At 36.3% G+C, this 12,767-nt stretch carries 8 protein-coding genes; 7 read left to right on the top strand and 1 reads right to left on the bottom strand.

Features of this window, described 5'->3' with window-relative positions; all coding sequences use genetic code 11:
- The first annotated feature begins 13 nt into the window (after positions 1-13).
- The 5 genes from IPH11_05670 (at position 14) to IPH11_05650 (ending at position 9,657) form a co-directional block, all read left to right on the top strand.
- Positions 14-1,039 carry a PorV/PorQ family protein gene (locus IPH11_05670; protein ID MBK6913163.1) on the top strand — a complete coding sequence of 342 codons (1,026 nt, stop codon included), beginning with the start codon at positions 14-16 and terminating at the stop codon, positions 1,037-1,039.
- Between the two features lie 80 nt (positions 1,040-1,119).
- Positions 1,120-2,931 carry a family 16 glycosylhydrolase gene (locus IPH11_05665; GenBank protein ID MBK6913162.1) on the top strand — a complete coding sequence of 604 codons (1,812 nt, stop codon included), beginning with the start codon at positions 1,120-1,122 and terminating at the stop codon, positions 2,929-2,931.
- Between the two features lie 11 nt (positions 2,932-2,942).
- Positions 2,943-5,192, top strand: a complete 2,250-nt coding sequence (locus IPH11_05660) for a glycoside hydrolase family 3 C-terminal domain-containing protein (GenBank protein MBK6913161.1) — start codon at positions 2,943-2,945, stop codon at positions 5,190-5,192.
- A gap of 57 nt (positions 5,193-5,249) precedes the next feature.
- A complete protein-coding gene (locus tag IPH11_05655; protein MBK6913160.1) occupies positions 5,250-8,828 on the top strand; it encodes a CotH kinase family protein in 3,579 nt (1,192 codons plus the stop codon).
- A 247-nt stretch (positions 8,829-9,075) separates the two neighbouring features.
- Positions 9,076-9,657 (top strand): hypothetical protein, encoded by a 582-nt coding sequence (locus IPH11_05650; GenBank protein ID MBK6913159.1) that lies wholly within the window; start codon positions 9,076-9,078, stop codon positions 9,655-9,657.
- A 443-nt stretch (positions 9,658-10,100) separates the two neighbouring features.
- On the opposite strand, the gene rpiA is transcribed toward IPH11_05650, so the two are convergent.
- On the bottom strand, positions 10,101-10,766 hold the full coding sequence (rpiA, locus tag IPH11_05645) for a ribose-5-phosphate isomerase RpiA (protein MBK6913158.1): 666 nt from the start codon (positions 10,764-10,766) through the stop codon (positions 10,101-10,103).
- Positions 10,767-10,991: 225 nt separating this feature from the next.
- Between rpiA and IPH11_05640 the strand changes: the two genes are divergently transcribed.
- Together IPH11_05640 and IPH11_05635 are read left to right on the top strand one after the other, a co-directional pair.
- Positions 10,992-11,471, top strand: coding sequence for an Lrp/AsnC family transcriptional regulator (locus IPH11_05640; GenBank protein ID MBK6913157.1), 480 nt, complete (start codon positions 10,992-10,994; stop codon positions 11,469-11,471).
- Positions 11,472-11,506: 35 nt separating this feature from the next.
- Positions 11,507-12,715 carry an aminotransferase class I/II-fold pyridoxal phosphate-dependent enzyme gene (locus IPH11_05635; protein ID MBK6913156.1) on the top strand — a complete coding sequence of 403 codons (1,209 nt, stop codon included), beginning with the start codon at positions 11,507-11,509 and terminating at the stop codon, positions 12,713-12,715.
- The last annotated feature ends 52 nt before the right edge of the window (positions 12,716-12,767 follow it).

Raw genomic sequence — 12,767 nt, 5'->3', positions numbered from 1 at the left:
ACGGAGAATGAAAATGAAAATAATAATTACATCTATACTATTTCTTTTACTCAGCTCCTCTTTATTCAGCCAGGGATTTTTAACAAGCGTATCCAAAAGAGGAACAACTGCAGCTCCATTTCTTTCAATCGGGCAGGGTGCTCGCGCAACCGCTATGGGAAGTGCCTTCGTTGCGGTTACTGATGATCCAACTGCACTTTACTGGAACCCTGCCGGAATTACTAAGGTGGAGGGATTCGGCTTTGTAGTTGATCATACCAAGTGGTTCGCCGATCTGAACTATAATTTTATGGCAATGACTTATAACCTCGGCGACTTTGGTACCGTTGGAATGAGTCTTACAATGTCGGATTATGGTGAGATGGATGTTACTACTGTTGAACAGCCCGAAGGAACCGGCGAAACATTTTCGGTTTCAGATGCTGCGTTCAGTATTGCCTGGGCAATTCAGCTAACTGATAATTTTTCGATCGGATTCAACCCGAAATTTATTTACCAAAATATCTGGAAAATGTCTGCTAATGCAATAGCCCTCGATATGGGTGTTCAGTATGTCACCCCCTTTGATGGTATAGTGCTTGGTATGTCAATCTCTAATTTTGGTTCAAAAATGAAAATGACAGGAACTTCTGCTCTTGTACTTTATGACCCCGATCCGGGAAGTACCGGCAATAACGGAAGTATTCCGGCTGAACTGCAAACCGACGAATGGGATCTCCCGTTAAATTTCCGTGTTGGTCTTGCTTATCAACCGCTAAAGATTGATGATAACGAAATTACAGTTTCTGTTGATGCGATGCACTTCAGCGACAATTTTGAAAGTGTAAATCTTGGCGCCGAATATGTTTTTAATGACTTCGTTTTTATCAGAGGCGGATTTAAATCTTTATTTCTTGATGACTCGGAAGAATCTTTTTCTCTTGGATTCGGATTAAAACAACGCCTGCTTGGTAATGTTGCAATATCTGTTGATTATGCTTACCAGGATTTTGGTCGTCTGAACAATATTCAAAAATTTAATGTGGGAATAAATTTTTAATTTTTCATTGTTGTTCCTTGCTCTCCTCTGCCGATTAATTATTTTTAGGACAGAGGAGAGATTTTTTTTGAAAGGATTTTATGATAAACCTAAAGTTTATATTTGTTTTAATACTGATATTCTGTTTCAGTATAAATTCCTCTGCCAAAATTTATAAAGGTGCAGAGTACAGAACCAAATTAGCTTACACTTATGGAAGATTTGAAGCAAGCATAAAATCTGCTCAGCGCGAAGGAATGCTTTCATCTTTCTTTACCTATCATGATGAAGGCGGAAGCCAAAACTGGAATGAAATAGATATCGAAATACTTGGCAGATATCCGAACGATGTTCAGTTTAATACTATCACACCGGGCCAGGCTAATCATGTGGGACATTATCCACTTTTCTCTTCCCCCCATCTCGATTATCACACGTATGCTTTTGAATGGACTCCTGATTATGTAGCGTGGTTCATTGATAACGTGGAAGTTCTTCGGCAAACAGGCGCTCATATTCAAACTCTAACCAAAGATCAAAAAATCATGATGAATATCTGGAACCCTCAATATGAAAATTGGGCTGGAGTTTTTAACCCGGAGGCACTTCCGGCGTTCGCTTTCTATGATTGGGTAAGTTACTACTCTTACACCCCCGGGGCCGGCGATTATGGTACCGATAATAATTTCACTCACGACTGGACTGATGAGTTCGATTCGTGGGACACAGGTCGGTGGGATAAAGCCACTCATACTTTTGAAGGAAATGGCTGCGATTTTGTTCAGGAGAATGCTGTATTTCAGGATGGGAAATTGATTCTGTGCTTAACGAAAGAAACAAATCTTGGTTACTCTGATGTGCAGCCCCCTGTAGTTTTATTTGCAAGAGGAGAATCTGAATCAAAAGTGGTCGTAGCTTTCAGCGAGGAATTGGATGAGGCATCTGCGGAAACTGTTTCTAATTATTTCATTTCAGATGTTACAATAAATTCAGCGTTATTGTTACCTGACTTTAAAGTTGTTGAGCTTGGTGTGACAGGTTTAAATTTAAATTCAACTAAAACAATTGTTGTTCAAAACATTAAGGATAGAGCCATATCACCCAACACAATGAGCACACGTGCGATTAGTTTGATTATGGCATCACAACTTCAATTTCCCATAAAAATTAATTGCGGCGGGGTTTCCGCTCTTGGATATCTGGCTGAACAAGAGTGGAATGAAACTACTGAATATGGATATCTCGATGGCAATTTATATTCGAATACTTATCAAATAACAGGAACGACAGAAGATGATATCTATCACTCGGAAATAAATGGGAATGTTAATTATCAAATTCGCGTTCCTAATGGTAACTACGATGTTAAGCTGATGTTCTCGGAGAATTTCTTCACATCAACCGGTCAAAGAAAATTTGATGTTTATATCGAAGAAAATAAAGTATTAACTAATCTTGACATTTACCAGCTCGTAGGTAGTCATTCGGCTTACGAAGCTCCGTTTACAAACATTCATGTTGAGGATGGAATACTTGAAATTTATTTTGCTGCAAAAATTAATAATGGACTTTTGAATGGAATAGTAATTACTCAAAACACTACCGGTTTAATGGATGAATCTGAGTATTTACCAAACCAATTTAAAGTTGAACAAAATTACCCCAACCCTTTTAACGGCTCAACAATTATAAAATTCTATCTCGCTCAGCAAAGTCCTGTTTTTTTTTCGGTGTACGACATTCTTGGTAATTTAATTTATAGTAAAGATGCCGGTGAGGTTGCTTCTGGTTATCACCAAATAGAATGGCAATCTGTTAACAGCTCCAATAGGCTTATCGGTTCAGGTGTTTACCTGGCTACAATGCAGTCAAAATATGGAACACATACCCAAAAAATTATTTTATTAAAATAAATTATTCAAATATGAAATTATCAAAATACCTTCTATCGCTATTTACGATTTTTTTCTTTGTCGGATTTAACTCTTCGTACCATAAGTTAACTGATCAGGAAATAATTCAAAACAAAGTAAAAGAACTTTTAGGAAAGATGTCAGTTGAAGAAAAAATCGGGCAGATGACTCAAATAACTCTTCAAGCGGTTTCAAAAACACAAGGCACTAAAAACACAAGTCACGAACTTGATCTTCAAAAACTTGATGAGGCAATTACTAAATACCATGTTGGCTCAATTCTAAACGTCTATGACGTAGCTTATTCAGTAGAATACTGGCACGAAGTGATTACTAAGATTCAGGATATTGCTTCAAAAAAAACCAATCTTGGCATTCCTATTCTCTATGGCATTGACGCGATTCATGGAGCAACTTATACTAAAGGCGCAACACTTTTTCCCCAGGCAATAAATATGGCAGCTACGTTTAATCCGTGGTTGATGAAGAAATCAGGCGAAATCACATCTCTTGAAGTTAGAGCATCAGGAATTCGATGGGATTTCTATCCCGTGATGGATATAGGCAGACAGCCGTTGTGGTCAAGATTTTGGGAGACATTTGGTGAAGATGTTTTCCTTGCTTCCTCAATCAGCGTCAGTTATATCGAAGGCGCACAAGGAAATAATATCGGCGCTCCAAATAAAATAGCAGTTTGTCTTAAACACTATCTTGGTTACAGTTTCCCGATCAATGGAAAGGACAGAACCCCGGCATGGATTTCAAAACGAATGATGCGGGAATATTTCCTTCCCACTTTCGAAGCTGGAATTAAGGCGGGGGCAAAAACTATTATGATAAATTCTTCTGAAGTTGATGGGATCCCGATGCATTCGGATTATCATTGGCTTACAGAAGTATTGCGTGGAGAATTGAACTTTAAAGGATTTACAGTTTCGGACTGGGAAGATATAATCAGACTTTATACACGAGATAAAGTTGCCGTTTCACCAAAGGATGCTGTGCGTATGGCTGTTATGGCTGGAGTAGATATGAGCATGGTGCCGTACGATTTTAGTTTTTATAATTATTTATTGGAACTTGTTAATGAAGGTTCCGTTCCGATGACAAGAATTGATGAAGCAGTTTCAAGAATTTTAACTGTGAAATTTGAATTAGGTCTGTTTGAAAATCCATATCCGGATCAATCTCTGATAAAAAAGTTTGCTGCAATTCAATCCTCTGATATAAATTTACAAGCAGCTCACGAGTCTGTCGTACTTACGAAAAACGAAGACAGCGTTCTTCCGCTATCTAAAAAAATAAAAATTTTAGTAACCGGGCCAACCGCAAATTTACTTTCAGTGATGAATGGAGGGTGGACAATTACATGGCAGGGTGACGAAGAATCGCTCTATCCGCAGGAAAAATTAACAGTACTCGAAGCAGTGCAGAAAAAAGTTGGAAGCAATAATGTTATTTATGAACCGGGAACCACATTAAATTCTGAAATTGATATTAAAACAGCAGTAGATAAAGCTGCCGGAGTTGATGCTGTAATTTTGTGTCTTGGCGAAAAAGCTTACTGCGAATCTCCCGGCAATCTAAATGATCTTACACTCGATGATGTACAACTGAAATTAGCTGATGAATTATCTAAAACTGGTAAACCTATAATTTTAGTTTTACTTGAAGGACGACCGCGAGTAATCAGCAGAATTGAACCCGGGATGAATTCAATTCTTGTAGCTATGCTGCCGGGCATGGAGGGTGGACGGGCAATTGCAGATATAATTTTCGGTGATTATAACCCTGATGGCAAGCTACCATTCTCATATCCAAAATATACGAATGGGTTTACAACCTATGACCACAAACCAATGGAAGAATTCGATTCGAATACTTATGACCCTCAATGGTCATTTGGATCCGGGTTAAGTTATACAAGGTTTGAGTATTCAAATCTAACTTTGAATAAAACATCTTTTAATAAAGATGAAGCAATAAAAGTATCGGTAACTTTAAAAAATGCCGGGGAAAAATCGGGTAAAGAAGCTGTTATGCTTTACATTTCAGATCTCGTTGGTTCGGTTTCAAGACCTGTAAAACAATTAAAAGGTATGAATAAAATTTCATTGCAGCCCGGGGTTAGTCAAGTAGTTGAATTCACTATTACTCCGGATCAACTTTCATTTATAGGAAGAGACAACAAAAGAATCATTGAAGCAGGTGAGTTTAATGTAATGATTGATAAACTTTCGGCTCAATTTACATTAAATTGATTTTTTTATATGTCAAAAGTATTGATTCCTTAAATCAATATATTTGCACTAAATAATATGAAGGATGATGCAAAACATAACAGATTAGTAGAATACATTTCCTATTACTATTTAGTAGGAATGTTTTTCTTTACAATTTGCGCGGGTGAAGTTTTCTCCCAAAATATTTTTATTAATGAATTGATGCCATCCAACTCGGTAACAATTAAAGATGAAGATGGAGAGTTTTCGGATTGGATCGAATTATATAACTCGTCGGTAGATACTATCTCGCTTTTAAATTATGGTTTAAGCGAGGATTCAACTGACAAGTTCAAATGGGTTTTCCCCGAAGTGCAGTTGATCCCGCAAGACTATATTTATTTATTTGCTTCCTCAAAAAACAGATATGATTTTGCTAACCACTGGGAAACAATTATTGACAAAGGTGATAGCTGGCGCTATTATTCCGCAGTAACTGCCCCTCCTTCGAATTGGCGGGATGTAAATTTTGATGATCAATTTTGGCAGGAAGGTCCAAGTGGATTTGGTTATGGTGATGGAGACGACTCAACTATTACTTCAAATGTAATTGCTGTGTTTGTCAGGAAAAAATTTGATATAGAAGATATTACAAATATTAAATATGCAATTCTGCATGTTGATTATGATGATGGATTTGTTGCATACTTAAATGGAGTTGAAATTGCTCGTGCTAATATCGGAACACCGGGAATTATTCCAGCATGGAATCAATGGGCGGATAATGCTATCGAGGCATTTTTGTATCAGGGATTGCAGCCCCCATCATATTATTTACCCGATATTGAATCCTTACTTCTTCCCGGCGAAAATATTTTGTCAATCGAGGTGCATAATTACGGGACAAGCTCATCAGACTTAACTCTGATTCCATTTTTGACTCTCGGCATGGTAAATCCGCCTGCCGAACCACGAGGAACTTCTGATTTATTAGAGTTCCATTTCCCCATGCTTCATACGAATTTTAAACTGGATTCACAAGGTGGAGGGTTGTTTCTAACTTCGCCGCTCGGAGGAACAGCAGATAGTATAATTTATTCTACAATGCCAACTGACATTTCTCTTGGCAGATTCCCCGATGGTTCAATCAATCTAAATTATTTTACTCAACCAACACCGGGTCAATCAAATAGTACATTGGGTTATACTACAATTGCGAGTGCACCATCCTTCTCAGCAGCAAGTGGATTTTATTCCGGTCCACTAACTTTAACTTTAAGTTCACAGGATAGTGGAGCAATGATTTACTACACAACTGATGGGTCTATTCCTGGCGATACTTCTAATCTTTATGTACTGCCAATAAATATTTCGCAAACTTCTACTATTCGTGCTGTATGTTACCTTAGTGGTGCACTACCTAGTAAAACAATTACAAATTCTTACATAATAAATTTTGAAACACAATTGCCTGTAGTTTCTATCTCTACTGCTCCCTTTAATCTTTGGGATGATCAATGGGGGATATATGTGCTTGGTGACAGTGCTGAGCCAAGCTATCCGTACTTTGGGGCAAATTTTTGGCAGGATTGGGAACGACCAATTCATATCGAAATGTTTGAGCCTGATGGTTCCGCAGCTTTTAGTGGAGATGCCGGAGTAAAAATATTTGGAAATTGGAGCAGGGGACAAGCTCAAAAATCGCTTGCTATTTTTATGCGCGACACTTACGGCGATAAGAAAATTGATTATAAAATCTTTGATGATAAACCAATATCAAGTTTTGAATCCATTGTGCTTCGTAATGCTGGTAATGATTGGATGTATTCTATTTTCAGAGACGGTATGATGCAGACATTAGTAAAAGATATTGGGTTAGATCATCAGGCGTATCGTCCCGCTGTTTTATTTTTGAATGGTGAATATTGGGGTATTCATAACATTCGTGAAAAAGTTAATGAAACTTTTATCGCGGATAATAATAATGTAAACCCGGATTCGATTGATCTTCTTGAGCTTGACGGTTCTTATGCACTCGCCGGCTCAAACCTCCATTATCAAAATTTATTAAATTTTTTAGAAACTAAAGATATTACTGTCGCTTCAAATTATGATTGGGTAAAAATGATGATGGACATTTCCAATTTTATTAGATACGAAGTTTCTGAAATATATTTCGACAACACAGATTGGCCCGGAAACAATATTAAATTTTGGCGCCCACAGACTGCCGGGGGCAAATGGAGATGGATTTTATTCGACACTGATTTTGGATTTGGTCTGTTTGATCCAAACGCATACAGACACAATACACTTGCTTTTGCATTAGAAGATAATGGTCCCGGCTGGCCTAACCCACCCTGGTCAACTTTCTTGCTGCGTACTTTGACTTTGAATAGTGATTTTAGGAATGAATTTATCAATACTTTTGCGGATCATCTTAATTCCACTTTCCTTTCTGAAAGAGTAATAAATCTTATTAACGAATTTCGGGGAACTTTACTGCAGGAAATGGCAAGACATAAATCAAAATGGCCCGAGTCTGCAGTTGATTGGGAAAATAATATTGAAGGTATGAGACAATTTTCCGCTAATAGAATTGTACAATTACGCGGATTTATTATGGACGAATTCAACTTGCAGGGTATGGGCCCGGTTTTTATTCAATCTTCATATCCGGGTGCGGGAAGAATTAAGATCAATTCGATCTTTGTGGATGATTTCCCCTGGTTTGGACAATATTTTTATTCGGTTCCGATTAAGATTAAAGCTATTCCAAACTTTGGATTTAAATTTGTAAGATGGGAGGGTAATGTAAACAGCACGGAAACAGAAATTGACTACACGTTAATTTCTAATTTAAGCCTTACTGCAGTTTTTGAAGTTGATTCGACAGAAAATCCGCTGGTAATAAATGAAATTAATTATAGCTCATCCGCAGATTTTAACACTGAAGATTGGATTGAAATTTATAATAATACTTCCATCCCGGTTGATTTATCTAATTGGATAATAAAAGATTCAGACGACTCGCATGAATTTATAATTCCCGCCGGTGTCCAAATTTCCTCAGATGATTATTTGATAATTTGCAGGGACACCGCTGCATTCAAAATTTTATTTCCTGATGTAAAAAATGTAATTGGTGATCTGGGGTTCGGTCTTTCCTCCACCGGGGATATTGTGCGATTATTTGATAACTCTGGAAATGCTATAGATTCTGTTCAGTTCGATGATGAATATCCGTGGCCAACCGAGCCAAATGGTAATGGGCCAACACTGTCACTTAAAAATCCTAACTTTGATAATTCATTAGCCGGGAGCTGGGCAGCCTCCTCCGGACACGGAACACCCGGTGAAAAGAATGATGTTTATGTAACTTCGCTTGATGAACAAAACCTGGAAATTCCTGATCAATATTTCTTGAGTAATAATTATCCCAACCCTTTCAATCCGGCTACATTTATAAATTATCAAATTCCCGAAAAACAATTTGTCGAAATAAAAGTTTATGATGTGCTTGGTAAGGAAGTGGCTTCTCTTGTTGAGCAGGAATTGCCTCCGGGATTTTATACTATCAGATTCGATGCATCACAACTTAGCAGTGGAGTTTATTTTTATCGGATGAAGGCGGGTGATTTTAATATCACAAAAAAACTTTTATTGGTGAAATAATTTTTAGAGACTTCTGAAAATTAAATTGCTAATGGCATTGCCATCATTCTCGCACCGGTCGCATCGGGGTAAACATCAGCGGGAATCAACTTAATAATATATCCCTTTTGCCCACGAATGAAAGAGTGTGGCAATGCCATCAGAAGTCTCTTTTAATAACCACTCTAAATAAGTCCTGGTTGTTTTCTTCAAAATAATTCTCGTATATTTTCACATTAATATTTTAAAAGAAAATAATTGGAATTGTATGAATAACTTGATCAAAATTTTTTCTCCCCTTCTACTTACGCTATTATTAATTATCGACTGCTCACAAAAAATTGATGGACCCTTATCCAAAATTTATAACGACGCTAAAGGAGATATTACAGAAGTCGTTAAACTGAACAATGAACTAATCAAAGCTCAATCAGAAAAAAGGTATGCAGACATAAAAAAAATTTTTGATGAAATGAACTTTAAAAGAGTGCAAACCCAGGATAGATTGAATAAGGTAATCTCAGAGCAAAATGGAATTACAATTCCGTTTGATCAGCAAGATAGTAGTTCTATATTTGAGATTAAGCAGATAAAAGCTATTGGAGTAATTTGGAACAGCAACCTTGACCCCAACTTAGTATTCTCAGCTACTGTTTTGTTAAAAGATAGTTTACGTGATAGTTTTTTTGGCAGATGGGATTTTATTGATTTCGACAATAAGATTATTGACAATCCCGCCTTTTATTCACCCACCAAATTAATCGGAACTCCACCCGGTGAAATAGTTGAGCTGAAAAGCAATACTACATTTTCCAAGATTGTAGATTTTCAGAAGTTCATAATAAAATAAGAGATTTACTTTCCGCTCCAATAAAGTAGGATAAGCTAATAATTCTGATTGGTGAAGGCTTCAAACCAATTTAAAAACTATGGCGGAAAATTTTGCTTGTAATTATTACAAGTTAGACATGTCAAAATTATCCATTATGTAACGAACTTTACCGAAATAGTCAAAATTAAGTAGTTTTCAATGGCATTAAACTTGTTTCCATAATCCAAAATTAATTATTCAACATAAAAATAATTTCGGAGTTATCCATGTCAACAATAGAAATAGGGGTTTTAGCATACATCGTCGCTTTGGGATTTCTTGCTTTCTTCAATTCGCGAAAAGTTTCTCATCAGATCAAGAAGTTGAGTACCAAATAAATCCTTAGACAGAATAAAAAAAATTTACCAGCAAACCTGTCAACCTAACAGCTCAGAGCCTTTACCATAAAAAAGTAAAGGCTTTTATTTTAAAATTATTTTAGCATCACCATTTTTTCCAACTATAATAGTATTAGTCATTCCAATAAATAGTCCGCATTCTACAACACCGGGGATAGAATTAATAATTTGTTCAAGTTTCATGGCATTTTCTATCCTGCCTAATTGAAGATCAATGATATAATTTCCAGCATCAGTTATGTAATAAAACGGTCCTCCCATTCTAAATGCAGGATTAAAGCCGAGTGCGGAAAATCTGTCAAAAGTTTTTTTACAGCCGAATCGTACTACTTCAACCGGCAAAGGAAATTTGCCAAGCTGATCAACAAGTTTTGAAGAATCAATTACCCAAATTACCTTTTCTGAATTAAGTGCTACAATCTTTTCATATAGCAATGCACCTCCTCCTCCTTTAATACCATTAAAATGTTGATCAACTTCATCAGCGCCGTCAATGGTTAAATCAATTTTTTGAACATCATTTATGTCAGAGATTTTTATCCCCTGTGCTTCGGCAAGTTTGGTAGTTTTTTCTGAAGTGGATACAGCAGTAATTCTTAAACCGCTGCGGACTAATTCTCCCAGTTTCATAATTGTATAATAAACGGTTGAACCTGTACCAAGTCCAATTGTAAATCCGTCTTGAATATACTCAATTGCTTTTTCTCCAGCGATTTGCTTTTCGTTCATAAGATATTCATAAATAATTTTTAAATGTTTGTTTACAAAATAGTAAAGAGTACTTAATTTGGTTTAAATGCTAAAAGGAAATTCATTATCAATGATTAAGTATTTATCAATATTAGCAGAATAATATTAGGAATAATAAGATAAAAGTATAATTATAGTTTGCTTATGGTAGATTTACCAGTATATTTGAAATAAATTTTTATAATATTTATTCGGAATTGTTTCATGTTAAAACTGAATGTAACTGATAGAAAGATTCTTGAAATTTTACAGACTGATGCAAGAATTACCAATGTTGAACTTGCTTCCAAAGTTGGTATATCACCGCCGGCAATGCTCGAGCGGGTAAAGCGGCTTGAAAACTCCGGTGTAATTGAAAAATATGTCGCGTTAGTAAATCCGCAAAAAGTTGGCAGAGAAACTTTTGCAATGGTTTCTGTCTCATTAGTTCAGCATCAACTTCCCACAATTAATCTGTTCGTAAAAGAGATAAATAAATTAGAAGAAGTTCTTGAATGTTTTCATGTTACCGGGAAAGAAGATTTTTTACTGAAAGTTGTAGTGAAAAACATTCCTGATTATGAAAAATTTATTTTGGAAAAGTTGACAAAAATTAAAGGTGTCAGCAGAGTGAATACAACTTTCATTTTATCAGCCTTTAAACAAAGCACAAAAATTCCAATTGATAACACAGACGAACTATAATTAAAAATCATTTTAATAAAGAAGGAGAAAATCCCATGCATAAATTTGATCCCTGCAGTGAAATACAAGACTACCTTGTCTTTGGAGAATATGGAGATGTAAATCCGTCAGTAACTGATTCTTCAACTTATACTTTTTTAAATCCAAAAACAATGAAAGATCTTTTCGATCATGAAATTGAAGGATGTTTTTTGTATTCACGGCATTGGAACCCTACTAACAAACACCTTTCAGAAGCACTCGCAAAGCTTGAAGGAAGTGAATCGGCAATTGTAACAGCCTCCGGTATGTCTGCTATTAGTTGTGCAGTGCTTCAAATTTGCAGCAGCGGTGATGAAATAATTTCCAGCAGAACGATTTACGGTGGAACTTATGCTTTTTTCAAAAACTTTCTTCCGAAGGTGGGGATAAAGGTTCATTTTGTTGACACCGGTAATATTAATGCTGTTAAAAATTTAATCAATTCGAAAACAAAAATGATATACTGCGAATCTATAAGCAACCCGCTTTTAGAAATTGCGGACATTCCAAAACTTTCCGAAGTCACCAAACAAAATAATCTCAATCTGGTTGTTGATAACACTTTTAGCCCTATGGTGATTTCGCCAATTCAATTGGGAGCTGATATAGTTATTCACTCATTGACGAAATATATTAATGGGACAAGTGATTGCGTTGCCGGCTGTATCTGTTCTTCCAAAGAATTTATCAACCAATTGACTGATATAAATTCAGGTGCGTCAATGCTGCTCGGTCCTGTTCTTGATAGTTACCGCGCTGCAAGTATTTTGAAAAATTTGCATTCGCTTCATATCAGAATGAAGAAACATTCTGAGAATGCAATGTTTATCGCAGAAAATTTAGAAAAGATTGGGATAAAAGTTTTTTACCCCGGGCTGCCGTCACACAGCGGTTATCAATTAATGAATAATTTGATGAACGAAGGATTCGGTTACAGTGGTATGCTGGCTTTTGATGCCGGTACAATCGAAAAAGCTGATGAGTTGATGGAAGCGATGCAAAAAGAATCAGTGGGATATCTTGCCGTTAGTCTCGGTTATTTTAAAACATTATTTAGTTCACCCGGCTCAAGTACTTCTTCTGAAATACCCAAAGAAGAGCAAGCAAGTATGGGACTTAGTGAGGGACTTATTCGATTCTCTATCGGGTTGGATAATAATATTGAACGCACTTTTGAACGAATCAAAAACTCGCTGATAAAAGTTGGTATGATAAAAAGCTAAAAGGATGGAGTAAGCTAAAATGAGAGATTAATCTTTAGCTTACTCCTCTTTC

Source organism: Ignavibacteriales bacterium, assembly GCA_016709155.1.
In the GTDB taxonomy this organism is placed as follows: Bacteria; Bacteroidota; Ignavibacteria; order Ignavibacteriales; family Ignavibacteriaceae; genus JADJEI01.
This window is presented reverse-complemented; position numbering and strand designations above follow the sequence as displayed.